Raw genomic sequence first — 23,445 nt, 5'->3', positions numbered from 1 at the left:
GCGCTGACGGAGGTCTCGACAGCTTCCTATCACGCTATCGGAACCCACGGCCTATTCAGGGGTCGTGCCAATACGTCGTGCCAACAAGTCGTGCCAACAGATCCTGTGAGTCGGCGCGCGCGGCGGCGTCGCGCGACGATGCGTGCATGACACGGCGCGAGTCGCGTGACGCGATCACAAGCGCACAAGCGCGCACGTCATCCGTTCCGGCACGGAGCCGGCCATGAGCACGCCTCCGTGGGATGTGCTGGTGGTGGGCGCGGGCCCTGCCGGAGCGTCGGCCGCGCACTGGCTCGCCGACGCCGGGCATCGAGTTCTCGTGGTCGACAAGAAGCGCTTCCCTCGTGAGAAGACCTGCGGCGACGGGCTCACGCCACGCGCCGTACGCCAGCTCCACGACATGGGGCTCGCCGAGCCGCTCGAGCAGTTCCTGCGGTTCGACGGCCTGCGATCGATCGCACACGGTGTGACCCTCGAGTTGCGCTGGCCCGAACATCGGGACTTTCCCTCGTACGGGTACGTGGTTCGGCGCCGAGACCTCGACGAGATGGTGGCCGAGCGAGCGGTGAAAGCCGGCGCCACGCTGTGGTCGGCGGCAGAGGCTGTCGCACCACTCATCGACGACGGACTCGTCACCGGCGCGGCCATCAAGCGTGACGGCACCACGCAACCCGTGCGCGCGAAGTACGTCGTGGTTGCCGACGGCGCGAACTCCCGCTTCGGGCGAGCGATCGGCACGGTGCGCGACCGTACCTATCCACTCGGCATGGCCATCCGCGGCTACTTCACCAGCCCCTTCCACGACGAGCCGTGGATCGAGAGCCACCTCGACCTGCGCGACCGCGAGGGTCGTCATCTGCCCGGCTACGGCTGGATCTTCCCGGTGGGCGACGGCACCGTGAACGTCGGCGTCGGGTTGCTCTCGACATTCGCCGGTTGGAAGGACATCAACACCAGCACGCTGATGGACGCGTTCATCGCCACTGCACCAGCTCGTTGGGGGATCTCACCGGAGACCTCGTGCGGCCCGCCCACCGGCGGCATGTTGCCCACGGGTGGCTCGTCGTCACCCAACATCGGCCCCAACTGGCTCGTGGTGGGCGATGCCGCGGGTTCGGTGAACCCGTTCAACGGCGAGGGCATCTCGGTCGCGTACGAGACCGGGCGCTTCGCGGCCGGCGCGGTGTCGGGCGCGATCGTGTCCGGCGACGGTCTGGCGCTCACGCAGTACCTCGAGCAGCTCGAGCAGGCGTACGCGCTCTATTGGAAGGTGGCGCGCCTGTTCGTGCGCGCGATCGGCAACCCGGCAGTCATGCGCGAGCTCACGCGCGTGGGCATGCAGTCGCGCCCGCTCATGGAGTGGGTGCTCCGCATCATGGCGAACCTGCTGCGCCCCGACGAGCTCGGCCCTGCCGAAGCGGCATACAAGGCGGTGGCGGCGCTCGTCGCCGTCATGCCGGACCGGTGAGATGACGAAGGCCTCCACGCGGGTTGGTGGCAAGGTGGGTGCGGCGGTGGTCACGGTCGCGGTCGTCGTGCTGTTGCTCATGCCCTACGTGCGCGACTTCGTCGACGCCCTCGGCGCCGGTGAGGACAGCGTCGACAGCACGGTGTCGACCCTCATCGAGTGGCTGCTTGCAGTTGCACTCGCGATCTTGATCTATACCGGCATCGTGGCGGTGCCGGGTCTGGTCACGCGGTTGCAGGACCGCGTCAACCGCCGCTGACTGGCGGAAGGACGGCCACTTCGTCGCCGTTCGAGAGAATGGTTGCATCGCCGTTGTCGGGCTCGTCGCCGTTCACCCACACGCGTGCGTTGTCGAGCACCGCACCGAACTGGGCGCCGTATCGGGCACGCGCGGCATCGAGAAGCTGCCCGAGGCTCGCGGCCTCGTAGTGGTCGTCGGCGCGCCCTGCCGCTTCGCGCGCCTGTGCGAACAATCGCAGCCGGACGGTCAGTTGCGCTCCTGACCCACGTTCGTGCGTGCCGCAGGCAATGCGTCGAGTCGCGCGGGATCGATGGGCTCGCCGGTGACTTCGTCGACGCCGTAGGTTCCGTTGTCGATCCGTTCGAGCGCGGCCTGGAGCTCGGCAAGCTCGGACTCGAGCTGTTCGAGGATCGAGAGGTCCTTCTCGCGCTCGAACGTCTCGGGCGCCGTGTCGGCTGGGTGCTGGTCGAAGTCGGCGAGCTCGGAGCTGTTGTCGCCTTCCGAACCGAGCTCCCCGCGCAGCTCGTGGGCCAGACCCTCGACGCGCGCCCGTTCGGCTTCCAACCGCTCGCGTGCCTGCGCGTCGTCCACAGAGCACCAGGCTAGGGCCTGCCGACGAACAAGTCGCGCGGTTCATGCGGCGTGTCGGTCGGCTTCTCGCTCGGAGCGTTGGGCCAGCCCGGCCCTGAGGATGTTACGGGCCGCGTTCACATCCGCATGCGCGACATGGCCACAGCGGCGACAGCAGAACGCGATGCCATCGCGGTTTTGCGTGTCGACGTGGCCGCAGTCGGCGCAGGTCTGTGAGGTGTGCCGAGGGTTCACCGCGATCGTTTCGCGTCCGGTCCAGACGAGTCAACGTCCCCCGAGCCGGGCAGATCCCGAACTCCAAGATCGGATGCTCCCAACCGGTCAAGGCTCGGAACTGCTCGAAGCGGCTCACCGAGCGGCGCTGCCACCGCCACACCCCGATCCGTTCCTCCAACGCCGCGTTGTACAACTCGCGCTGGGAGCCCAACAACCGCTCCAGCCGCAACGACTGTCCTGCCGTGGGCTGCAGCACTGCCTGATAGGTCCGAAACACCCCCCGACCCTAAACACCGGGTACGACACTCAAGAACGACGCGGCGCGCCCAGCACACCAAAGCCGGCACACGCCGGGGCTGAGTGCGGAATCCACTCCCACCAGCCGCGCAAACAAATCCAGTTGAGCCCCTACCTGTCCAATTCGCTCGCTCCCTGCGAGCCGCCACGTGCGCCGGACAGGCGCGGCGGGCGCTCAGCCTTCTCGCGCTCAGCCCTGGGCGAGGCGCATCTGCAGCAGCTCGACTTCGTCGTTGAGCAGCGCCTCGAGCTGCTCGAACCGATCGCACGGATCGTCGAGCTCGATCAAGCGCTGCGCGTCGAGCGGACCGATCGGCGCCATCGCGGCCGCCTCGAACGACGCGCGCAAGGGATCAGCGTCGAGCTGCACGGCATCGACGCCGGGTGCAGGCTGTCCGAGCTCCGCCCACAGCGCGAGCACGCGCTTGAGCAGCAGCTCGATGGCGGCGCGCTGGTCGGTGGCGCGTGGGGCAACGCGCTTGGGCTCGGCGATCACATCGATCTCCGCGCGGGGATACGGATCGTCGGGGAGCCAGCGCCGCACGCGGAGCCGTTCGACACCGACGGTCGCGAGCAGGTACCGACCGTCGGGCGTGCGCGCAGCTTCGACGATGCGCGCGACCGTTCCGACCGAGTACCGCGAGTCACCGCCACCGACGTGAGACCCACGCGAGATCAGGACGACACCGAAGCGTCCGTCGCCGCGCAAGCACTTCTCCGTGAGCTCGCGGTAGCGCGGCTCGAAGATGTGGAGTGGGAGTGGGGCGTTCGGGAACAACACGTGCTCCAGCGGGAACATCGGGAATACCTTCGACGCCACGTCCAAACGCTACCGGCCCGTCGTCGTCAGTTGGCGCGCGCGCGGAATCGAGCAGCCGCCTGCGCCACTTGCTCGGAACCGGCGCCGGGTATCTCTCGCGCGACCGCGTCGAGCTCGGTCGCGGCTTCGGAGAACTGCCCGAGGCTTCCGAGCAACGCTGCCAGCTCGGCGCGCCGCGCCGGTGAGATTCCCGGGATCCGGAGGCGAAGGCGCGTGGGCCATGCTGCCCGCGCCGGATCGCGCTCGATCAACGAGTGTTGCAGATTGGCGAGCATGCGATCGAGGATCGCGAGCGGACCGACGGGCGCGAGATAGTCGCGATGGAACGCGGCGCGACCCTGGATCTCTGCGAAGCGTTCGGCGCACGCCATGTCGTCGAGCCGGATCCCGCCGTTGAAGGGGTCGTACCACTCGCTCGCTCCCGCACCGACGAGGAAGTGTCCGGGCATCCCGACGCCATGGACGGCGATGCCGAGTCGGCGACCGATCTCGATCATCAGGACCGAGAGCGTGATCGGGATGCCCAGTCGCCGATCGAGCACAGCGTCGAGGTAGGAGTTGTTCGGGTCTCCGTAGTCGACCGTGTTGCCGGCGAAGCCCAGCTCGGCGAACAGCGCGTGCGCGAGCGCGCCGGCGTCGTCGGCACCGAGCGACGCGGCGAGCGCATCGAGCTGCTCGCAGCGCGCGTCGACGTCGACGTCCGGGTGTGCATGCGCGGCGATGAGGAAGCACGCCTCGTCGAGCGCGATGCTGGACTCGGCACGCTGCACGACGTCGTCGAACCGCCGGGCTACATCCACGAAGCTGACGGTAGTAGCCGCCGGTACACTCCTCGCCGATGACGGCGAGTCCCGACGACGTTCGTGAAGCGGCCGCCGCGCGCCTCCACAGTGTGGGACAACGGCTCACCGCCAACCGCGAGGCGCTCGTGAACACGTTCACCACCGCGCCCCGGCCACTCACGATCCCCGAGATCCTCGCCCGCCGTCGCGAGCTCGCGCAGAGCTCCGTCTACCGCAACCTCGTGGTGCTCGAAGAGGCGGGCATCGTGCACCGCGTCGTGGGAACCGACGACTTCGCGCGCTGGGAGCTGGCCGAGGACCTCGCGGGCCATCACCACCATCTCATCTGCGCGTCGTGCGGGCGCGTGGAAGACATCCCCGCGTCGGCCGGACTCGAACGATCGGTGGCGGCCGCGGCGGCCGCGGTCACCCGCACGACCGGCTTTCGCACGCAACGCCACCGCGTCGACCTCGTCGGCCTGTGCAAGCGCTGTGCCTAATTCGCGGTTGTACTCGCGCCTCCCGCGAGCGGCAGCGCCTCGCCAGTCGCGAGTGCCTTGAAGATCTCGACGAGGGTGTTGGCCGGGATCTCGCCCGTGGCGCGCCCAACCACCTTCCCGTCGGCGTCGACAAACACGAAGTACGGGAACGCGGTGAGCCCGTAGGCCACGAGAGCCGTGAACTTCTCGCTGTCGGCGAGCACGGGGTACGGCCAGTGCTCCCGCTTCAACCACGCTGACGGCGGGTAGTTGCCGGGGCCTGGGTACGAGCCGTACGCAGGGTTCGTGTTCGTCGCAACCGCGTTGACGTCGACGCCCGCGAGCTTCCCTGTCTTCTCGAGTTGCACGACGAGGGGAACCTCCTCCTGGCAGTGCGGGCAGCTGTGCGAGAGGAAGACGATCGCCTGCGGCTTGCCGTTGGGTCCGACGGTGATCGGCGATCCGTCGAACGAAACACCCTCGAGGGTGGGGATCGTCTCGCCGATCGCCGGGTCGTCGCCCTGACCGGTGTACCGGGGGAGCACGGTCCCGTCGACGGACACCGGGCCCGTCTCGTGAGCAGTGGGTTTCGGAGCCTTTTCGTCGTCGCCTCCCGAGGCGAACGCGATCACGCCGGCAATCACGATGACGAGCGCGATCAAGCCAACCACGAGCCATGTGCGCTTCTGCATCAGCGGACCGACTCCTTGTGCTCCACCGCCACCGGAACTTCTGTCACGGTACCGGTCGCCTTCGCGTCTGCACGCGCGCCTCGTGCGGCAACGGAAAGTGCGAGCATCGTGCCGATGAGCAAGAAGCTGCTCATGCACATCCACGCGAGGGTGACGAAGCCGAGCTTCTCGAAATACGGTGCGGTGCACGGCGCCACCGTCGAGCACGACGAGCCCTCGGCGAAGCTGGGAACACGCTCGACGAGCCAGTGGTAGAGCGACAACGGCGCGCCGACAACTAGGAACGGCGCCGCCGTGATCCACGCCTTCGCGTCACCCCTCAGCCAACCCACACCGAGCACGACGACGAGCGGGTACATCGCGATGCGCTGGTACCAGCAGAGCTCGCACGGAATGAAGCCGGCGTGGAGCGAGTAGTAGAGGCTGCCGAGTGTGGTGACGATCGCGACGATCCACGCCACGAGCAGAGCCTGCGGCCCCACGAACCGGGCGACCGCGAACCACGCGTCTCGCGCGCGCCGGAACACGAGCGCGGCGACGCCGAGCACCACCGCCGCCGCGACCACCGCGTCGGCAACCAGCGTGAGCACCAGGAAGAAGTTGGTAGCGACGCGAACGTTCGGCATGTCAGCGCAACGTGAACTTGCCGGTGAGGACCACCTCGTTGGCCTCACCGAGGCGCACGCGCACGATCATCCGCCAACCACCGGAGTACGGAATGTCGTAGAGCGACGCGACGTAGTGACCGGGCCCGAGCTTGCGGAGCGGGACGTCGAAGGGCGGAAGATCGGCGCCGGGGCGGGTGAGTTGCACCGTCATGTCCTGGACGTTCGTGATCGTGTTGCCGACCGGGAGCGCGGTGAGGTGGATGTCGTTGCCACCGGCCACTCCGGGCGCAATCACGACGTCGACCCACACCTCTCCCGACTTGAGCGTCATCGAGATCGGCGCGGTCTGCACGGATCGTGCGGGCGCCGCGTTCACGAGCAGCGCAGTGATCGCGAGCACGACGAACGCGATGACCACTTCCACGAACACCGACCTGCGGAGCCGGCGGACCTCGGTCTCGTCGTCGCCCTCTTCCCATTCGTCGTCGAAGCCGTTGGCGCCGGGGGCCATCGTGAGCGGCGGTGGCCCGACGTCGGAGCGTCCGCCGGACACCGCGCCCACCGCCACCGGGACCTCGATCGGCACATCGGCCTCGTTATCGGGCAGCGGCATGCGGAAGCGTCGATTCACGATCTCGCGGCTGAACGCGGCCGCGACGATGAGCGCGGCGAACGCGACCAGCTTCGCGATCAGCAGATTCCCGTAGTCGGTGTCGCGCAGCGCGCTGAAGCTGCCCACCTGGCGCCATGCCTGGAACGAACCGGTGATGACCAGCGCGACGATTGCGCCCAGCGCGAGCGCGGAGTAGCGATTGATCCCTTGCCGGAGCTCGTCGGGATCGGTGCGCACGAGCACGACGACGAGCAGCAGCACGAGCCCACCGAGCCAGCAGGCCATCGCGAGCACGTGGATCGCGTCGGCGGGGATCGCGAGCCCGGTGTAGTCACCGGCGGCCGCGTGTCCCGCGAGCCCGGGGGTGAGCGAGAGGCCGACGGACAGCAACCCCGCCGCGACCAACCACCACTTCGGCAGCGGGTGCTCCGCGGCCGGGCGGCGGGAGAGCAGCATGCGCAGCAAGGGGTACGCGAGCAGCAGCAGCACCAAGCGCACCACGGACACGCGTCCATAGCGCGTCTCGAGCACGTCGCTTCCGACCGAGGGGTCGAACACCTTCGTCAACGGCAGCGCCGCGCCGTACACGCCTTCGAGTGCGATGCCGGCAAGCGTGGCGACGCCGGCGCCGATCCACCCGGCCCACACGATGATCCGCGCCCGCCGCGAATCGCGGCCGGCAGGGAACACCACCGACAGGAACACGATCCCGCCGATCAACAACGCGAGCGTCGCGAAGATGGCGACGCGGTCGATCGCGTACACGACTCCGACGACGATGCTCCCGCCCTGCTTGGCGAGGAGCCGCTTCACGAGCACGTCGGCGTTCTTCACGAATCCCTTCGTGCCGACCTGGAACGTGAACGCACCCTGCACCGGGTGCGCGTCGGCGGACGTGACACGCCAAGTGACGACGTACGTACCGTCATCGAGCTTCGGGATCGACGACTGCACGCGGTTGCCATCGCCATTCGGGTGCTCAGCCGCGCCGACGTCGACCCGGTTGCTGTCGCCGTCGAAGAGACGGATCCCGCCGAGCGCCACTTCGACCGGCTCGCTGAAACGCAACGAGATCACCGGCGGCGACTTGTCGAACTTGCCGCCGGGTTGCGGCTCGGTGGTGAGCAGCGTCGTGTGCGCGAACGCGGGCATTGCCCCGGCGACGACGAGCGCGACGACGAGCGCGCCGAGCGCGAGGAGACGCTTCGACGTCACGCGAGCTCCGGTCGTGGAGTGACCGCGCGCGTTACATATCCACAGCTCAGCAGCCACAGCACCGCGAGCCCGGCGAAGTCGGTCACGTGGTGCGCTTCACCGAGCGCCCCGGTGTTGCCGGCGAGCACGTCGAGCAACGACGACCCAACGAGGCACGCCACCAGCGCGGCGACGACGGGGAGCAGGCCGGGGATACGCGACGGGCGCCACGCGGCGAACAGGAACCCGACCGCGACGGCGATGTCGAACGAGCCCAGATGCCGCGCCGCGTGCACCGGAAGTCCGGCGTCGGATCCGAGGAGCAGGGCAGGAACCGCCACACCGATCTGTACGAACGCGAGCGCGGCAAGGATCCACCGCAGCGCGAGCTGAGTGTCCCGAGCCGGCTCGTCGCCGATCGCGGCGAGGATCGCCGGCGTGAGGTCGGGAACCTGGGGCGCGGGCGCGAGCCGGCTCGTTCGGTGGAGCCGCTCGGCCGACGCGGCGAACTCGCGGCACCAGGCGCAGGTGTCGAGGTGGGCTTCGATCAGCGCACGCTCGACGCCCGGGTCCTCGCCGTCGAGACGGGCGGAGATGGCGTGACGGATTCGAGTGCAGCTCATGGCGGGTCAGTCGCTTACGAGGGCGCCAAAGTTCCACCAGTATCGTCGCCGGGAGTGGATGGACTCACGCGCCTGTGGCTCGACGCCCGCGACGGTGACCGAACGGCGCTCTACCAGGCGGTACGAGCGAGCCAGGCCGACGTCTGGAGGCTCGCCGCGCACCTCGTGGGTGTCAACGATGCCGACGATGTCACGCAAGACACGTTCGTGCGCGCCTGGCGGGCGCTGCCCGCGTTCCGGGGCGATTCGAGCGCCCGTACTTGGCTCCTCTCGATCGCTCGCCGGGCGTGCGCCGACTCGATCCGCGGCGCGGTGCGCCGCCGCCGGCTCGCGGGGCGGGTCGAGAACGAACGAGCACGGGCGGCTGATCACGGCGGCGACCAGGCCGGCGCGCACTCCCTCGAGGCGCTGATCGACGGGCTCGATCGCGACCAGCGCGTGGCGTTCGTGCTCACGCAGATGGTCGGGTGCTCCTACGCCGAGGCCGCCGAGATCTGCGACGTACCGGTGGGCACCATCCGATCCCGCGTGGCACGTGCACGCGAACGTCTCGTCGCCGAGGTCGAGGCTGCGGAGACGGGGTGAGGGTGCGCGTGGCACGCCAGCTCTCCGTTCGGGCACGGAGCCGGTGTCGGGCGCTCGCGATCGTGGTGCTCGTCGCCGGCGGGGTGATCGCGGTGACGGCAGCACCCGCGTACGCGCACGGAGTGGGCGGCGTGCAGCCGCGGAATGACGAAACCAAGCTCCTCCGCGTCGCTCCGCACATCCCCGGCGTCGAGCTCACGGTGGTCGATCTCGGTGACGGTCTGCAACTCACCAACGACACGCCGCACGACGTGATCGTGCTGGGCTACGACGGCGAGCCCTACCTCCGGGTCGGACCCCGCGGCGTGTTCGAGAACACCCGCTCGCCCGCCACGTACCTGAACCGGTCGCGGATCCCGATGAGCAAGCCGCCGAAGCGCGCGGATTCGAGTGCGAGGCCGGTCTGGCACAAGGTGTCGTCGGGCATCACCACGACGTGGCACGACCACCGCGCGCACTTCATGGGGAGCGAGGATCCGCCGAACGTGAGGCGCAACCCCTCGATCCGTCGCGTGATCGACCGATGGACCGTCGAGCTCCGCACCGAGGGGCGCACGATCCGCGCGTCGGGGGAGCTCGTGTGGGTACCACCCCCCTCGCCCTGGCCCTCTGTCGCGATCGCGATCGCGATCGCGCTCGGCGTGGTCCTGCTCACGCGGACAAGCGTCTGGCGCGACGCGCTCGCGACCGCGCTCGCCCTTCTCGTACTGAGCGACCTTGCACATGTGGTCGGGCTCTGGAACGCGACGACGGCTACGACCGCGTCCAATCTCAGGGAGAGCGCCTATTCCCTCGCGGGCGTCGCGCTCGGTGTGTTCGCGCTCGCGTGGATGTGGCGGCGCGGGGCCGAGTCGGCGATGCCGCTCGTACTGATCGCCGCCATCTTCCTCTTCGTCGCCGGAGGCCTCGCCGACGTGTCGACGCTCGGCCATTCCCTCGTTCCGACGACATTCCCCACGGTCGTCGCGAGGCTCCTCGTGACACTCGACCTCGGACTCGGCGCGGGTCTGGCTACCGCCGCCGCGTTGCGCTTGCGCCAGCCCCTGCGCGCACGCGGCGACGAGCGAAGCGAGTCGCTCGCCAGGAGCGAACGGCCGCGAGCCGGGTATCCCGGCTCGCAGTGAGCGACGAGTAGTCAGGTCACCAGTTGAGCTCGGCGCACCCTTCGTGGTCGTCCGGTTCGACCTGGATCGTCGCGTGCGCGATGTCGTGGCGTTCGAGGAGCGCGCGCGCCTGATCGAGCACGGCGTGTGAATCCGCGTCGGCGCCGACCATCACATGCGCGGTGGCCACTTCCATCTCCGACGTGAGCGTCCAGACGTGGAGATCGTGGACGTCGACCACACCCGGCACCGCGCACAGCTCGTCGCGAATCGTGTCGAGATCGACGTGTTCGGGCGCGACCTGCAGCAGCACGCGGATCGCGCGCGACCCGAGCCCCCATGCCCGCGGGAGGATCCAGAGCGCGATCAACGCGGCAACGATCGGGTCGATGGGGTCCCATCCGGCAGTGGCCACGACGACCGCGGCGACGATCACGCCCACCGATCCCGCGGCGTCGGCGATCGCGTCGGTGTACGCACTCTCCATCGCGAGGTTGTCGCGTGCGCCGGTGCGCAGCAACAGGAACACCACGATGTTCACGACGAGCCCCATGATCGCGACGACGAGCATCGGGCCCGCCTTGACGTCGAGGTCGTCGCGTACGAGACGGAGCACGGCCTCGACGAGCACGTAGATCGCGGTCGCGAACAGCAGCACCGCGTTGATCAGCGCTGCGAGGATCTCGAGGCGGAACAGCCCGAAGGTACGCATCCCGTCGCGACGGGCGCGGTTGGCGACGACGATCGCGCCGAGTGTCAGCGCGATGCTCACCGCGTCGGTAGCCATGTGGGCAGCATCGGAGAACAGCGCCAGCGAGTCGGCCACGAACGCCGTGACCACCTCGACGACCACGAACACCGCCGTGAGCACGAAGGCGAACCACAGACGGCGCACGCTCTTGGCGGCAGTGCGGCGCATCGCGTCCGAGTGGTCGTGTGGGCCCGCATGGGCATGGGAACCGGCGGTCACAGGAACATTGTGGCCATTCGTACGACGCCCGCCCGCCCGGACAGCCATAATGAGAATCATGCTCAACTCGGCGGAGCCCGAACCAGAGGTCGTGCTCTCGGCAGAGGGGGTCTCCTTCTCGTACGCGAGCGGGCCCGTGCTGTCGGACGTGAGCCTCTCGGTACGTGCCGGGGAGTTCGCCGCGCTGGCCGGGCCGAACGGCTCGGGCAAGTCGACGTTGCTGCGCATCGTGCTCGGATTGCTCGCACCCGACGCGGGCACGGTCGCGCTGTTCGGCACACCACCGGGTCAACTGCGCGACAAATGGCGAGTGGGGTACGTGCCGCAGCGGCTCCGTAGCGCGCCGGACCTCCCTGCCACCGTGCACGAGGTCGTGGCCTCGGGCCGGCTCGCAAAGCAGGGATGGTGGAAGCGAACGCGTTCGGCCGATCGCGAAGCGATCGACCACGCGCTCGAGTCGGTCGCACTCTCGGGGTATCGCCGCCGCCTCCTGGGCGAGCTCTCCGGCGGTGAGCAGCAGCGCGCGCTCATCGCCAAGGCGCTCGCGGCCGAACCCGAGCTGCTCGTGCTCGACGAGCCGACCGCGGGCGTCGACGTCGAGTCGCAACAGCTGTTCCGCGATTCGCTCGTGCACCTGGTGCGCGAGCATGCCGCGGCAGTACTCCTCGTCTCACACGAGCTCGGCGCCGTCGCCGACGACCTCGACCACCTGATCGTGCTCAAGCACAGCGTGGTGTTCGACGGCGCACCCGGCGAGCTCGCGGCCACCGGCGTGAGTCTCGGCATCCATCGCGACGATCTGCCGCTCTGGCTCGAGGAGATCCAATCGTGAACGTGTTGCCCGGGATGCCGTGGCCGCTGCCGTGGCCGTTCGACCGGTCGTACATGCAACTCGCACTGGTCGCGGGGGTCGTGGTGGGCGCGACCGCACCGCTCATCGGGGTCTTCGTCGTGCAGAAAGGCATGTCGCTCGTGGGTGACGGGCTCGGCCACGTCGCGGTCGCGGGGATCGGAGCCGCGCTCCTCTTCAATACGTCGCCCACGTGGACTGCCATGGCGTTCGCGATCGTCGCTGCGCTCGTGATCGAGTGGCTCCGCGCCCGCGGGAGCACCACCGGCGACCTCGCGCTCGCGCTGGTGTTCTACGGCGGCATCGCCGCGGGTGTGGTGCTCGCGAGCCGGTCCGCGACCAACACCAACCTCCAGCCCTATCTGTTCGGGTCGATCCTCACCGCGACCGCGAACGACGTGTGGACCGTCATCGTGCTCGGCGCGCTCATCGTGGTTGCAGTGGCGTTCACAGGACGCGCGCTGCTCGCAGTGGTGCTCGACCAAGATGCCGCGCGCGTGAGCGGGATCCCCGCCCGCGCGCTGAACGCACTGCTCGCGGTGCTCACGGCGGTGACGGTCGTTGCCGCCATGCGCATCGTGGGCGTGCTGCTCATCGCCGCGCTCATGGTGCTCCCCGTCGCGACGAGCCGCCTCATGGCACGCTCGTTCCGCGGCACGCTGTTCGGGGCTGTCGTCGTGGGCGTCGCGTCGGCGGTGCTCGGGCTCGCGGCCGCCCGGCAGTGGGCGCTCGCCGCGGGCGGGTCCATCGTGCTCGTCGCCGCGGCACTCTTCGCGCTGGCGTCGGTCGTCGCCGGTGTGCGCAGAACCGGCTCGGTGCCCGAACGGCGATCGGGCGCACCCTCGGGCTCCCTCCTCGCCGGACCCCACTGAAGCCAACCTCGGTAGCCTGCTACACCTATGCCGACGATCTTCACGCGGATCATCGACGGCGAGTTGCCGGGCGTGTTCGTGTGGCGAGACCCGCAATGCGTCGCGTTCCTGTCGATCAACCCGATGCATCCCGGCCACACACTCGTGGTGCCGCGCGTGGAAGTCGACCACTGGATCCACCTCGACCCCGAACTCGCCACGCACCTGTTCCGGGTGGCGCAGACCATCGGCCAGGCACAGAACCGGGGGTTCGACGCGCGCCGAATCGGCGTGCTGATCGTGGGCGACGAGGTACCGCACGTGCATCTCCACGTGGTGCCGTTCGACTCGGCCGGCGAGCTCTCGTTCGCGAAGGCCGACCCCAACCCTCCGGAGGGGTCGCTCGAGGCCGCGGCGGAGAAGATCCGCGCCGCATTGCGTGACCTCGGTGCCGATTCCGTGTCGGAATAGGCATGGGAGGCGACTGGATCGCCCGTGACGCCGCGAGCGTGTGGCACGGCTTCACGCAGATGTCGTCGTACGCGGACAACGCGCCGATCATCGTCGAGCGAGCCGTTGGGCACGAGCTCATCGACGTCGACGGCCGCCGGTACCTCGACGCGATCTCGTCGCTCTGGGTGAACACGCTCGGGCATCGCGTCCCCGAGCTCGACGACGCGCTGCGCGCACAGCTCGACCGGGGCGCGCACTCCACCATGCTCGGCAACGGCAACCGCGTCGTGGTCGAGCTCGCGGAAGCACTCGCGAGGGTGGTACCGGTCGACGACCCGCACGTTCTGTTCGCGTCCGACGGCGCGTCGGCCGTCGAGCAAGCACTGAAGATCGCGTTCCAGTTCTGGGTGAACCGCGGTGTTGCGGCGCGCACCCGCTTCCTCGCGTTCGGCGGTGCGTACCACGGCGACACGCTCGGCGCGCTCTCGGTGGGCGACGACGGATTCGGCACCGACTTGTTCGATCCGCTCCGCTTTCCCGTGCTGCGAGCCCCGGCATTCTCGGATGCGCGGTGCTTCGAGACCGCAGTCGAGATGATCGCTGCGCACGCGTCGGAGCTCGCGGCGGTGATCGTGGAGCCACTCGTGCAGGGCGCGGCCGGCATGCAGCTCGCCGACCCCGACGGTCTCGCCGCGCTCGGGGCCGCGTGCCGCGCGCACGACGTGCTGCTGATCTGCGACGAGGTCGCCACCGGGTTCGGCCGCACCGGCACGTTGTTCGCGTCGGAGCAGTGCGCGCTGTCACCCGACCTCCTCGTGCTCGGCAAGGGCATCACCGGCGGCTATCTGCCGATGTCGGCCACGGTTGCGAGCGGGCGCGTGTTCGAAGCGTTCCTCGGCGCCGACCTCGGCGTTCGGACCCTCTACCACGGGCACTCGTACTCCGGGAACGCACTCGCGGCCGCGGTCGCGCTACGCCATCTCGAGCTCTTCGAAGCTTGGGACGTGCTCGAGAACGTGCGCGCCCGTTCCGACGAGCTACGCGGGTTGCTCGACGATCGCATCGCGCCACACCCGTCGGTGAGAGAGGTACGTCTCTGCGGCCTGATGGGCGGCGTGGAGCTTTCCCCACCACCTCTCCGCTCAGGCACGGAGCCGGAGGAAGACCTGCGGTGGGGACGGCGCGTGTGCGCGGCTGCGGTGGAACGCGGCGTGCTGCTGCGCCCAATCGGCGACGTGGTGGTGCTCATGCCGCCGCTCACGATCACGTCGCCCGAGCTGCACCGGATCGTGCACGTCCTCGGCGAATCGCTCGACGAAGGCACATCATGAAGAGCTGGGACGACTGGGCCGACCACGAGGCAAAGCTCGTGAAGGACGCCGAGCAGTGGCGGGCGCCGCTCGATCTCGACGCGCATGGTCCTGAAGGAATGCTCGGGGACCGCAGGGTGGTGTCGTTCGCGTCGAACGACTACCTCGGGCTCACCCACCATCCGGCGATCGTCGCGGCGGCGCACACCGCGCTCGACCGTTGGGGCACCGGTTCGGGATCGGCGCGCCTCATCGTGGGCTCGCGACCGGTCCACTCGGAGCTCGAAGCCGCGCTGGCCGAGTGGAAGGGCACCGAGCGCGCGGTGCTGTTCACCACCGGGTTCGCCGCCAACCTGGGAGTGCTCACCGCGCTCGCCGGTCCCGACGTGCTCGTGTGCTCCGACGAGCTGAACCACGCGTCGATCATCGACGGTCGCCGGCTCTCTGGCGCGCCGCTCGGCGTCTACCGCCACCTCGACGTCGCGCACGTAGACACGCTCCTGCGCGCGTCGCACTTCCGTCGCGCGCTGGTCGTGTCGGAGACGGTGTTCTCGATGGACGGCGACGTCGCCCCTGTCGACGACCTCCTCGGCGTGTGTGCGCGCCACCGCGCGCTGCTCGTACTCGACGAGGCCCACGCAGTGCTCGGTCCGGCGGTCGGGAGCGCCGACCACGTCGTACGAGTCGGCACGTTGTCGAAGACCCTCGGCGCGCTCGGCGGGTTCGTCGCCGGACCCGCGCGCTACACCGACCTGCTCGTGAACCGCGCCCGCTCCTACATCTTCACCACCGCTTCGACGCCGGCCGACACCGCCGCCGCGCTCGCCGCGCTCGCGGTGGTGCGATCCGCCGAGGGCGACGCACTACGCGCGCAGTTGCGCGCCAACATCGACCGTCTCCGGCCCGGGCACCCGTCGCCGATCCTTCCGTACCTGTGCGGCAGCGAGCAGCGCGCGCTCGACGTGGCTGCGGCGCTGCTCGACACGGGGCTCCTCGTCACCGCGATCCGGCCGCCGACGGTGCCGCCGGGCACGTCACGGTTGCGGGTGACGCTCTCGGCGGCGCATACGACAGAGCAGGTCGACCGGCTTGCGTGCGCGCTCGCCGAGCACTTCCCCAGATGACGAGATCCGGATGACGAGGCCCGGGATGCTCGTGTTCGTCTCGGGCACCGGTACCGAGGTCGGCAAGACGTGGTGGACCGCCGCGATCGCGCAGCGGCTGCGCGCAGACGGCGTTGTCGTCGCGGCGCGCAAGCCCGTGCAGTCGTCGGCGCCCGGCGAGCAGCGCGACGCCGACGTGCTCGCCGAAGCCACCCGCGAAGACCCGCACACCGTGTGCCCCGCGCACCGCACCTACGACATCCCATGGGCACCGCCGATGGCAGCCGAGGAGCTGGGGCTCGCACCGTTCTCCGTGGACGATCTCGCCGCCGAGCTCGTGTGGCCGCCGCGTCTCGCGGTCGGGCTCGTCGAGGGTGTGGGCGGACCGCGCTCGCCGATTGCCACCAACGGGGACAACGTCGACTTCGCACGCGCAATTCAACCGGACCTCGTGGTCCTGGTCGCCGACGCCGGGCTCGGCACGATCAACGCGGTGCGTCTGTCCGCCGGCGCGTTCGACGACTTCCCGTTGATCGTGGCGCTGAACCGCTACGGCGACGACGCGCTGCACGCACGCAATCGCGACTTCCTCGTCGAGCGAGCGGACCTCGACGTCGTCACCACCCCAGCGGAGCTCGCCAGGCGGCTGAGGGAATAGCGTCACTGACCATGACCCCGCCTCTCACCGTCGGTGTGCCACGCGAGTTGAAGGATGGCGAGAACCGCGTCGCGATCACGCCGGACGGCGTGCACGAGCTCACGGTGAACGGCGTATCCGTGCTCGTAGAGCAGGGCGCGGGCGCCGGGTCGTCGCTCTCCGACGACGACTACCGCGCGGCGGGCGCCGAGCCGGTGGCCGACGCGGCCAACCTGTGGGCGCGCGCCGACCTGGTGCTGAAGGTCAAGGAGCCCCAGCCCGAGGAGTTCGGGTACCTCCGAGCGGGTCTGGTGCTCTTCACCTACCTCCATCTCGCCGCGTACCCGGAAGTGGCCGACGCGCTGCTCACCCACGAGGTCGTGGGTATCGCGTACGAGACCGTGCAGCTCGTCGAGTCGGGCGCGCTCCCGCTGCTCGCGCCGATGAGCGAGGTCGCGGGCCGGATGGCACCGCAAGTGGGCGCGCACTTCCTCGAGCGCGCGAACGGCGGGCGGGGAGTGCTGCTCGGCGGCGCACCCGGTGTGCGGCCCGCGCGTGTCGTCGTGATCGGCGCGGGCAACGTGGGATGGAATGCGGCGTGGATCGCGCAGGGCATGGAGGCCGAGGTTCTGCTCTTCGACCGCAACCTCGATCGCTTGCGCTGGGTGGATCAGATCCACAAGGGCCGGATCATGACGCTGGCCAGCACCCGCCTCGCCGTGGATCGCGCGGTTGTCGAAGCCGACCTCGTGATCGGCGCGGTCCTCGTGCCCGGTGGTCGTGCGCCAGTGGTCGTCACCGACGCGATGTTGCGCTCCATGCGCTCCGGGTCGGTGCTCGTCGATTGCGCCATCGACCAGGGCGGCTCCGTCGAAGGCATCCACGAGACGTCACACGCCGATCCCGTGTTCGAGCGCCACGGCGTGCTGCACTACGCCGTCGGCAACATCCCCGGCGCGGTTCCGCACACGTCGACGTACGCGTTGACGAACGCGACCCTGCCCTACGCACTCGCGCTCGCAACTCGGGGGGTTGCCGATGCCGTACGCGGCGATCCCGAGCTCGCCGCGGGCGTGAACACCGCGGCCGGCCGAGTCACGAACTCCGCGGTCGCCGCGGCCCTCGGCCGCGACGCCGTCGCGCCCGCCGACGTACTCGCGTAGCGATCAGGGCGATTAAGGGGTGCGACCGGTGAAACCGGCGAGGCGGTCCTGGATGGGCGCGTCGTCGGGCACCGCCACCTGGGTACCGAACATGCCCGCGGCGCGCCAGTCGTCGGACAGCATCTGTTGCGCGAGCTCGAGCGCGGCACCGAGCACCTCGGGATCGAGCGCGGTGCTCTGGCCCGTTCCCTTCGCCAGGTCCCACGTGTGCGTGGCCACGTCGAAGATCGCGATGTTCAACGCCGCACCTGCAGGCATCTCGCCGAACGGGAGCGTGATCATCTTGTCGACTATGCCCTCAGGCTCGAAGGCCTTCGTTGCCCGAGCCGAGGCCGCCTTGAACGCGCCCTTGTAGTCGTCGCCGAGGTTGTCGCCCGTCATGAGCTGCCCGAGCTTCTCGTCGGGAACCTTCCCCTCCCTCGCGGCGATCGCGAACATGTCGGCGCCGCCGGTGATGTGGTTCAGCACGTCGCGCACGCTCCACCCGTCGCACGGCGTGGGGTTGTCGAGCTGCGACGGCTCAATCCCTCCGACGATCCGGTTCGTCTCGCCGAGCACCTTGTTGATCATCACGATCGAGTCCATGAGCTCACCCTCCTCCGTAGCCGTGCCCGTTCGGACGAAGCGTTGTTCGCCGGCGGAGACTAGACGGATCACTTCGTCGACGGAAAGGATCCCCGGCGCGATCCCCTCGCGGGCGGCTCGTTTGACGAGGTCGAGCAGCGCCGCGTTGACCGGCGTGGGGACGCCGTGCAGCCGGCCGAGGAGCACGATCTCGCCGTTGAGGTAGTCGGCTTCGATCGAGACCCCACGCGCCAGGCTCTGCCACATCGACGCGCCCGGTCGCGACCGGGAGGCCGCGCTGCCCCACTGGAGCATCTGCCCCCGTCGCTCCCGGTCCTCCTCCTCGGAGACGAACTCGATCCCGGCGGCCATGAGGCACCTGATTCCCTCGTCCCGCGCCCGGGCGCTCAGCTCGCCGTAACGATCGCCCGGCCCGCAGAGCGCGTCGATCGCATTGCTCAGGTTGTTGACGAGCTTGCGGTACTTCCATCGCATGATGTCGGGGCGCGCGACGGACTCGCAGGTCGACGAATCGAGCGCGGCGGCGATGCGCTCCGCGAGCACGTCATTGCCGTTCGGGAAACGACCGATGTCGAAGAGCCCGGTGGTACCGGTCGCGTACGCCTCCACGAGACCGGGCTCGAGATGGGCCGCCGGGCACACGATGCAGACGCCGTAGACGGGCGCGAAGTAGCGGAGCGCCGCGAGCTCGTTGGCGACACCGTTCTGCATGCACACGACCGACGTTGATGACGGAGCGACGGCTGCGAGCGCGACGAGCGCGACGTTGGTGTCCTGGCTCTTCATGCCGAGCACGACGATGTCGTCGGCGCGGAAGTCGACTTTCTCCGGACCATCGACGACCTCGACCGGAATCGTGACCAGCCCCCCGGGTGAGCCAACGCGCAGTCCGGACGCGCGGATCGCCTCGTAGTGCGCGCCGCGCGCGATGAACACGACCTCGTGACCGTGTTGGTGCAGCCGCGCACCGACCACACCGCCGACCGCGCCCGCTCCGTACATCACGAACCGCACCGCGCTCAGTTGCTCCTGCGGAAGCCGTGGTGCATCCAGTCGGCGAGGTCCGGCGCGGCGAGCTGACGAACTCGTTCGTCGTAGTGCGCGAGGTCGTCGTCACCGAGGAGCGCGCGCCACTGACCGCTGCGTCCCTGGTGGAAGAAGTCGTAGCTGTCACGCCAGATCGCGATGTCCACGTTGGGCGCGAGCTCGTCAGCGCGACGCTTCATCTCCTCGAAGCCGGCCGCGTCAGCAAGCTCGCGCACGCGCTCGGCGAAGATGTCGATCTCGAGTACCTCGGCAAGTCGTTGCATCTCGGCAACCAGGTCGTTCTCGAGATCGGAGTAGTGCAAGAGCGCGATGTTGTCGCGTTCCCGCTGTGCCCAGAAGGTATCGACGTGGTGGATGACGCTGCGCAGGCTGGATGAGACCTGCTCGGGGGGTTGGTCGTCGTCGACCCACGTTCGGAACCGCAGATGCGGGTCGTCGGGACGATTCAGGATCGACGTCTGGGGTAGGAGCTCTTCGAGGTCGCCGTTGCCGACGGCGTGCTCGCGCGCGCGCAACACGGCCTCCATGTCCATGTTCCCCCAGTGATGATCCATCGACAGGTAGGCGTCGCGAGGGTCACGTCCGACGCAGAGGTAGGTCACGTCGTCATCGAACGGGAGACCGTCGAACGGCGTGTGGGTCTTGATGAAGCGGCGGTGCTGCTGTGCGTCGAGGTTCGCGAGCACGGTGTCGAGCTTGCCCGTCTGTTGGTCGAGCCAGGGCGAGATCTCGGTGAGCGGGCGATCGAAGTGCGGATCCTGGAAGATCAGCAGCGCGCACAGCATCTGCGTCCACGTGGTGCCGCACTTCGGTGACGTGCTGATGACGATATCGTCGGCGCGGAACTCGAAGCCGTCCCAACGGGTGTTGTCGTACATCAAAGTTCGATAACGCACCCGTTCAGACACCGCGCCCACGTTATCGGTCGCGCACAACGCACTCACAGGTTCCCCTGCCATCATGGCGCTCGTGAATTCGTCCGTATCCCGGCGCGAGGCTCTTGGGTTGCTCGGTGCCGCGGCACTGGCCGCGGTTGCGGCCGCCTGTGGTGGTGGTTCGTCGGATTCGGCGGCGTCGTCATCGCGCAAGCGGTCGACCGGGTCGTCGGGCTCGACGTCGGGCGCGTCGTGCGTGCTCACATCGGAGATGACCGAGGGCCCCTACTACATCGACGGCGAAGCCGTCCGCAGCAACATCACCGAGGGCAAGCCCGGCATGCCGCTCCGCCTCGACCTCACCGTCGTCGACGCCGACACCTGCCAACCGATCCCCGGCGCGTCGGTCGAGGTCTGGCACGCCGACGCCACCGGCAACTACTCGGGCTTCGGGTCCGCAACCTCGAACCGCACGTTCCTCCGCGGCGTCCAGATCGCTGACGACGACGGCACGGTCACGTTCGACACGCTCTATCCCGGCTGGTACCAAGGGCGGGCCGTGCACATCCACCTGAAGGCGCACAAGGGTGGGAACCAGGTGCACACCACCCAGCTGTTCTTCGACGAGAACGTGAGCGACGCCGTCTACATGACCTCGCCCTACAACAGCCGTTCGGGTCAGCGCACCACGAACGCGCAGGACAACATCTACGCAGACGGCGGCACCCAGTCGACGCTCGCGCTCGCCAAGAACGGCGACGGTTACGTGGGCACGCTCACCCTCGGGATCCGCACCAGCGTCTGATCCGGCAGGCCTCACGAAGCTGCCAAGATCTGTGCCGTAGCCGAGGCGCGCACGAGCTGGTCAACGAACCGGGGAGCAACGAGCACATGGGTGTCGACGCGGTCGTCGTCGGTGGCGGGTCGGCCGGCTGCGTGCTCGCCGCCCGATTGAGCGAAGACGAAGGCCGGAGTGTCGTCCTTCTCGAAGCCGGGGAGGACTACGCCGCGCTCGCCGAGCTTCCGCCCGACGTCGTGAACGCGAACGAGCCGACGTTCGGCCACGACTGGGGCTACGTAGCCGAGCCCGACGAGCTCGACCGTGCGATCCCGCTGCCGCGTGCGCGCCTGATCGGCGGGTGCTACTTCCATCCCGTGGGCACGTGCGCGATGGGATCGGTGGTCGACGCTCGCGGGGCCGTCCATGCCGTCGACGGGCTCACCGTCGCCGACGCATCCGTGATGCCGACGATCCCGTCCGCGAACACGAACCTCCCCGCGATGATGGTGGCCGAGCGCATGTCGGGGTGGCTGCGCGAGGATTGACCCCATGGAAACTCGTGTACTGGGCGGTGACGGCCCGTCGGTGTCGGTGGTCGGGCTCGGCTGTAACAACTTCGGGATGAAGATCGACGAGGACGCGGCGCGCGACGTGGTGCACGCCGCGCTCGACGCCGGCATCACGCACTTCGACACCGCCGAGATGTACGGCGGCGGCCGGTCCGAGGAGTTCCTCGGCGCCGCGCTCGCGGCACGGCGTGACGGCGTGGTGATCGCCACCAAGTTCTCGCCCCGCCCCGCGGACGAGGCCTACGCGCCGGGCGCGCTGCGCAAGCGGATCCACGACGCGTGCGAATCCAGTCTTCGTCGTCTGGGCACCGATCGGATCGACCTCTACTACCAGCACTACCCGGATCCCGAAGGTCCGGTTGACGAGACGCTCCAAGCTCTCCACGACCTGGTGAAGGACGGCAAGGTCCTGCACCTCGCGTCGTCCAACGTGTCGGCCGAGCAGGTCGAGGCCGCGGCGGGGGTCGCGGAGGCGCGTGCGTTCGCGCGCTTCGTCGCGACGCAGATCGAATGGAACCTGTTGGCGCGCGGCGTCGAAGCCGAAGTGGTGCCCGCGGCGCGCCGCGCGAACGTGGGGATCGTGCCCTACTTCCCGCTCGCGTCCGGGATGCTCACCGGCAAGTACAAGCGCGGCGAGGAATTCCCCGAAGGCTCGCGATTCGCGGTCATGGCGTACTTCGCCTCCGTCGCGAACGACGCCAACTTCGATCGAGTCGAAGCACTCACCGAGTTCGCCGAGGCGCGCGGGCACTCGATGCTCGAGCTCGCGATCGCATGGCTGGCGGCGCAAGAAGGGGTGGGCACGGTCATTTGCGGCGCGACGACTCCCGAGCAGGTGCGCGCGAACGCGGCGGCCGCGGCCTGGCAGCTCACCGCGGACGACCTCGCCGCGATCCCGTGAGGACGCGTGCCAGCAGAATCGCGGAATCGCTGTTCCAGTCGCGGAGCTGCACTTCCTTGACGGGGAGGAAGCCGACTCGCGCGTAGAACGCTCGCGTCCCCTCGTAGCCATCGATCACTCCGGGCTCGGCCACCGATGGTCCCAGCGTCTCGACCACCACCAACTGCGCGCCGCTCTGTGCCGCATCGTCGGTGACGCGTTCCACCAACGCGTGCCCGATCCCGCCGCGCCGACGATCGCTCCGCACGGCGAGCCACGTGATCTCGACCGTTTCCGGGAAGATCACTTCGACCGTGACGAACGCGACGATCTCGTCGGCATCCTCGGCGACCCAGCCGCGTTGCGTGCACACCGCGCGTGCACACGCCTCGATGCCGTCCGGCTGCCCGAAGAAGTACGGCAGCGAGGCGAGCACCTCGTCGCAAGCTACGGCGTCGCCAGGTGCGAGCAGGCGAACGTTCATCGACCCATCTTGCACCCAAGAATGGCGACTGGGATCAGAACTCTGCAGTGCTGCGCCCCTGAAGGCGGTTTCGCACGAAACCACCGGAGGAAGATGAGCAGTGACCCCGATGCCGCGACCAGCACCGACTTGACGAAGGTTCTGCCTAGGATTGCCAGACAGCCACGAAGATTCGAAGCGCGAGCGCGAAACGCGCACCTTGCTTCGGAAATCCCATCGAGGTTCCGCAATCCGAGACCGCTGGTCTACGGATGTGTCCCATGAATGTGTTGTCAGGAGGCTCTCGTGCCCGAAGTCGGTGACCGGATTCAGGTGGTGGGCACCAAGGTGGAACAGGCCACCCGTAGCGGCGTCGTGACCGACGTCCGGGGTCGCATGATCACAGTTCAATGGGCGACGGGTAACCAAACCGTCTTCGTACCCGCTCCTGGGACCCTCACGGTCCTCGGTCACGCGGTCACGAGACCCGGTAGAACGAACGTCAGCGCGCGCAAGGCACCCGTCCGCAAGACAACAAAGAAACGCACCGCGAAGAAAGCCACGCGCAAGGCACCCGTCCGCAAGACAACAAAGAA

General features: G+C 69.0%; 26 protein-coding genes and 3 pseudogenes. 16 read left to right on the top strand and 13 right to left on the bottom strand.

Annotated features, from left to right (window positions below; translation table 11 throughout):
* Positions 1 to 223 precede the first annotated feature (223 nt).
* Together WD271_12425 and WD271_12420 are read left to right on the top strand one after the other, a co-directional pair.
* Positions 224 to 1,468 (top strand): geranylgeranyl reductase family protein, encoded by a 1,245-nt coding sequence (locus WD271_12425; GenBank protein MEX1008632.1) that lies wholly within the window; start codon positions 224 to 226, stop codon positions 1,466 to 1,468.
* Position 1,469: 1 nt separating this feature from the next.
* On the top strand, positions 1,470 to 1,727 hold the full coding sequence (locus tag WD271_12420; GenBank protein ID MEX1008631.1) for a hypothetical protein: 258 nt from the start codon (positions 1,470 to 1,472) through the stop codon (positions 1,725 to 1,727).
* On the opposite strand, the gene WD271_12415 is transcribed toward WD271_12420, so the two are convergent.
* The 5 genes and pseudogenes from WD271_12415 to WD271_12395 form a co-directional block, all read right to left on the bottom strand.
* On the bottom strand, positions 1,714 to 1,941 hold the full coding sequence (locus WD271_12415) for a MoaD/ThiS family protein (GenBank protein MEX1008630.1): 228 nt from the start codon (positions 1,939 to 1,941) through the stop codon (positions 1,714 to 1,716). The two genes, WD271_12420 and WD271_12415, sit on opposite strands and share 14 nt — an antisense overlap.
* Positions 1,942 to 1,955: 14 nt before the next feature.
* A complete protein-coding gene (locus tag WD271_12410; protein ID MEX1008629.1) occupies positions 1,956 to 2,300 on the bottom strand; it encodes a hypothetical protein in 345 nt (114 codons plus the stop codon).
* 42 nt (positions 2,301 to 2,342) lie between these two features.
* Positions 2,343 to 2,546, bottom strand: a pseudogene (locus tag WD271_12405) (zinc ribbon domain-containing protein).
* A 457-nt stretch (positions 2,547 to 3,003) separates the two neighbouring features.
* A complete protein-coding gene (locus WD271_12400) occupies positions 3,004 to 3,633 on the bottom strand; it encodes an LON peptidase substrate-binding domain-containing protein (protein ID MEX1008628.1) in 630 nt (209 codons plus the stop codon).
* A 26-nt stretch (positions 3,634 to 3,659) separates the two neighbouring features.
* Positions 3,660 to 4,433, bottom strand: coding sequence for a transglutaminase-like domain-containing protein (locus WD271_12395; protein ID MEX1008627.1), 774 nt, complete (start codon positions 4,431 to 4,433; stop codon positions 3,660 to 3,662).
* 38 nt (positions 4,434 to 4,471) lie between these two features.
* On the opposite strand from WD271_12395, the gene WD271_12390 reads away from it, so the two are divergent.
* A complete protein-coding gene (locus WD271_12390) occupies positions 4,472 to 4,915 on the top strand; it encodes a Fur family transcriptional regulator (protein MEX1008626.1) in 444 nt (147 codons plus the stop codon).
* On the opposite strand, the gene WD271_12385 is transcribed toward WD271_12390, so the two are convergent.
* From WD271_12385 to WD271_12370, 4 genes are read right to left on the bottom strand one after another with little or no spacing between them, the layout of a single operon-like run.
* Positions 4,912 to 5,586 (bottom strand): redoxin family protein, encoded by a 675-nt coding sequence (locus WD271_12385; GenBank protein ID MEX1008625.1) that lies wholly within the window; start codon positions 5,584 to 5,586, stop codon positions 4,912 to 4,914. The genes WD271_12390 and WD271_12385 overlap by 4 nt on opposite strands.
* Positions 5,586 to 6,212, bottom strand: a complete 627-nt coding sequence (locus WD271_12380; protein ID MEX1008624.1) for a disulfide bond formation protein B — start codon at positions 6,210 to 6,212, stop codon at positions 5,586 to 5,588. The genes WD271_12385 and WD271_12380 overlap by 1 nt, the downstream gene beginning before the upstream one ends.
* A gap of 1 nt (position 6,213) precedes the next feature.
* On the bottom strand, positions 6,214 to 8,022 hold the full coding sequence (locus WD271_12375; protein ID MEX1008623.1) for a copper resistance protein CopC: 1,809 nt from the start codon (positions 8,020 to 8,022) through the stop codon (positions 6,214 to 6,216).
* Positions 8,019 to 8,624 carry a zf-HC2 domain-containing protein gene (locus WD271_12370; protein ID MEX1008622.1) on the bottom strand — a complete coding sequence of 202 codons (606 nt, stop codon included), beginning with the start codon at positions 8,622 to 8,624 and terminating at the stop codon, positions 8,019 to 8,021. Before WD271_12370 ends, WD271_12375 begins: the two co-directional genes overlap by 4 nt.
* 54 nt (positions 8,625 to 8,678) lie before the next feature.
* On the opposite strand from WD271_12370, the gene WD271_12365 reads away from it, so the two are divergent.
* A complete protein-coding gene (locus WD271_12365; protein MEX1008621.1) occupies positions 8,679 to 9,209 on the top strand; it encodes a sigma-70 family RNA polymerase sigma factor in 531 nt (176 codons plus the stop codon).
* Positions 9,206 to 10,333, top strand: a complete 1,128-nt coding sequence (locus tag WD271_12360) for a hypothetical protein (GenBank protein MEX1008620.1) — start codon at positions 9,206 to 9,208, stop codon at positions 10,331 to 10,333. Before WD271_12365 ends, WD271_12360 begins: the two co-directional genes overlap by 4 nt.
* 16 nt (positions 10,334 to 10,349) lie before the next feature.
* Here WD271_12360 and WD271_12355 read toward each other — a convergent pair whose 3' ends face one another.
* Positions 10,350 to 11,231: a cation diffusion facilitator family transporter gene (locus tag WD271_12355; protein ID MEX1008619.1), complete on the bottom strand. Its 882-nt coding sequence runs from the start codon at positions 11,229 to 11,231 to the stop codon at positions 10,350 to 10,352.
* Between the two features lie 109 nt (positions 11,232 to 11,340).
* Here WD271_12355 and WD271_12350 point away from each other — a divergent pair, with 109 nt between their 5' ends.
* Genes WD271_12350 through ald form a run of 7 tightly spaced genes read left to right on the top strand, consistent with a single transcriptional unit; the run spans position 11,341 to position 17,649 of the window.
* Complete coding sequence (locus WD271_12350) at positions 11,341 to 12,114, top strand: metal ABC transporter ATP-binding protein (protein MEX1008618.1); 774 nt, start codon at positions 11,341 to 11,343, stop codon at positions 12,112 to 12,114.
* On the top strand, positions 12,111 to 13,004 hold the full coding sequence (locus tag WD271_12345; protein MEX1008617.1) for a metal ABC transporter permease: 894 nt from the start codon (positions 12,111 to 12,113) through the stop codon (positions 13,002 to 13,004). Before WD271_12350 ends, WD271_12345 begins: the two co-directional genes overlap by 4 nt.
* Before the next feature lie 27 nt (positions 13,005 to 13,031).
* Complete coding sequence (locus WD271_12340; protein MEX1008616.1) at positions 13,032 to 13,454, top strand: HIT family protein; 423 nt, start codon at positions 13,032 to 13,034, stop codon at positions 13,452 to 13,454.
* 2 nt (positions 13,455 to 13,456) lie between these two features.
* Positions 13,457 to 14,767, top strand: coding sequence for an adenosylmethionine--8-amino-7-oxononanoate transaminase (gene bioA / locus WD271_12335; GenBank protein MEX1008615.1), 1,311 nt, complete (start codon positions 13,457 to 13,459; stop codon positions 14,765 to 14,767).
* Positions 14,764 to 15,870 carry an 8-amino-7-oxononanoate synthase gene (locus tag WD271_12330; GenBank protein MEX1008614.1) on the top strand — a complete coding sequence of 369 codons (1,107 nt, stop codon included), beginning with the start codon at positions 14,764 to 14,766 and terminating at the stop codon, positions 15,868 to 15,870. Before bioA ends, WD271_12330 begins: the two co-directional genes overlap by 4 nt.
* A gap of 10 nt (positions 15,871 to 15,880) precedes the next feature.
* Positions 15,881 to 16,507 (top strand): dethiobiotin synthase, encoded by a 627-nt coding sequence (locus tag WD271_12325; GenBank protein MEX1008613.1) that lies wholly within the window; start codon positions 15,881 to 15,883, stop codon positions 16,505 to 16,507.
* An 11-nt stretch (positions 16,508 to 16,518) separates the two neighbouring features.
* A complete protein-coding gene (gene ald, locus WD271_12320) occupies positions 16,519 to 17,649 on the top strand; it encodes an alanine dehydrogenase (GenBank protein MEX1008612.1) in 1,131 nt (376 codons plus the stop codon).
* A 12-nt stretch (positions 17,650 to 17,661) separates the two neighbouring features.
* Here the strand turns inward: ald and WD271_12315 are convergent, their stop codons facing one another.
* Positions 17,662 to 19,248 carry a TIGR03086 family metal-binding protein gene (locus WD271_12315; protein MEX1008611.1) on the bottom strand — a complete coding sequence of 529 codons (1,587 nt, stop codon included), beginning with the start codon at positions 19,246 to 19,248 and terminating at the stop codon, positions 17,662 to 17,664.
* A 5-nt stretch (positions 19,249 to 19,253) separates the two neighbouring features.
* Entirely contained in the window at positions 19,254 to 20,189 is a 936-nt protein-coding gene (locus WD271_12310; protein MEX1008610.1) for a sulfotransferase domain-containing protein, read from the bottom strand.
* 52 nt (positions 20,190 to 20,241) lie between these two features.
* Here WD271_12310 and WD271_12305 point away from each other — a divergent pair, with 52 nt between their 5' ends.
* The 4 genes and pseudogenes from WD271_12305 (at position 20,242) to WD271_12290 (ending at position 22,407) form a co-directional block, all read left to right on the top strand.
* Positions 20,242 to 20,961, top strand: a complete 720-nt coding sequence (locus WD271_12305) for an intradiol ring-cleavage dioxygenase (protein MEX1008609.1) — start codon at positions 20,242 to 20,244, stop codon at positions 20,959 to 20,961.
* Between the two features lie 86 nt (positions 20,962 to 21,047).
* Positions 21,048 to 21,149 (top strand): annotated as a pseudogene (locus WD271_12300) (NAD(P)-binding protein).
* Positions 21,150 to 21,302: 153 nt separating this feature from the next.
* A pseudogene (locus tag WD271_12295) lies at positions 21,303 to 21,482 on the top strand (GMC oxidoreductase).
* A 4-nt stretch (positions 21,483 to 21,486) separates the two neighbouring features.
* Entirely contained in the window at positions 21,487 to 22,407 is a 921-nt protein-coding gene (locus tag WD271_12290) for an aldo/keto reductase (protein MEX1008608.1), read from the top strand.
* Here the strand turns inward: WD271_12290 and WD271_12285 are convergent.
* Positions 22,376 to 22,870: a GNAT family N-acetyltransferase gene (locus WD271_12285; protein MEX1008607.1), complete on the bottom strand. Its 495-nt coding sequence runs from the start codon at positions 22,868 to 22,870 to the stop codon at positions 22,376 to 22,378. The two genes, WD271_12290 and WD271_12285, sit on opposite strands and share 32 nt — an antisense overlap.
* Positions 22,871 to 23,445 lie beyond the last annotated feature (575 nt).

This window comes from Acidimicrobiia bacterium (genome assembly GCA_040880805.1).
GTDB lineage: Bacteria > Actinomycetota > Acidimicrobiia > IMCC26256 > DASPTH01 > DASPTH01.
This window is presented reverse-complemented; position numbering and strand designations above follow the sequence as displayed.

Excerpts from the sequence above, each read along its gene's own strand:
- WD271_12285 (MEX1008607.1), bottom strand. The coding sequence starts at position 22,870 with ATGAACGTTCGCCTGCTCGCACCTGGCGACGCCGTAGCTTGCGACGAG.
- WD271_12355 (MEX1008619.1), bottom strand. The coding sequence starts at position 11,231 with ATGCGCCGCACTGCCGCCAAGAGCGTGCGCCGTCTGTGGTTCGCCTTC.
- WD271_12350 (MEX1008618.1), top strand. The coding sequence starts at position 11,341 with ATGCTCAACTCGGCGGAGCCCGAACCAGAGGTCGTGCTCTCGGCAGAG.
- WD271_12325 (MEX1008613.1), top strand. The coding sequence starts at position 15,881 with ATGACGAGGCCCGGGATGCTCGTGTTCGTCTCGGGCACCGGTACCGAG.
- WD271_12425 (MEX1008632.1), top strand. The coding sequence starts at position 224 with ATGAGCACGCCTCCGTGGGATGTGCTGGTGGTGGGCGCGGGCCCTGCC.
- WD271_12420 (MEX1008631.1), top strand. The coding sequence starts at position 1,470 with ATGACGAAGGCCTCCACGCGGGTTGGTGGCAAGGTGGGTGCGGCGGTG.
- WD271_12380 (MEX1008624.1), bottom strand. The coding sequence starts at position 6,212 with ATGCCGAACGTTCGCGTCGCTACCAACTTCTTCCTGGTGCTCACGCTG.
- WD271_12305 (MEX1008609.1), top strand. The coding sequence starts at position 20,242 with ATGGCGCTCGTGAATTCGTCCGTATCCCGGCGCGAGGCTCTTGGGTTG.
- WD271_12370 (MEX1008622.1), bottom strand. The coding sequence starts at position 8,624 with ATGAGCTGCACTCGAATCCGTCACGCCATCTCCGCCCGTCTCGACGGC.
- WD271_12340 (MEX1008616.1), top strand. The coding sequence starts at position 13,032 with ATGCCGACGATCTTCACGCGGATCATCGACGGCGAGTTGCCGGGCGTG.
- WD271_12390 (MEX1008626.1), top strand. The coding sequence starts at position 4,472 with ATGACGGCGAGTCCCGACGACGTTCGTGAAGCGGCCGCCGCGCGCCTC.
- bioA (MEX1008615.1), top strand. The coding sequence starts at position 13,457 with ATGGGAGGCGACTGGATCGCCCGTGACGCCGCGAGCGTGTGGCACGGC.
- ald (MEX1008612.1), top strand. The coding sequence starts at position 16,519 with ATGACCCCGCCTCTCACCGTCGGTGTGCCACGCGAGTTGAAGGATGGC.
- WD271_12385 (MEX1008625.1), bottom strand. The coding sequence starts at position 5,586 with ATGCAGAAGCGCACATGGCTCGTGGTTGGCTTGATCGCGCTCGTCATC.
- WD271_12330 (MEX1008614.1), top strand. The coding sequence starts at position 14,764 with ATGAAGAGCTGGGACGACTGGGCCGACCACGAGGCAAAGCTCGTGAAG.
- WD271_12290 (MEX1008608.1), top strand. The coding sequence starts at position 21,487 with ATGGAAACTCGTGTACTGGGCGGTGACGGCCCGTCGGTGTCGGTGGTC.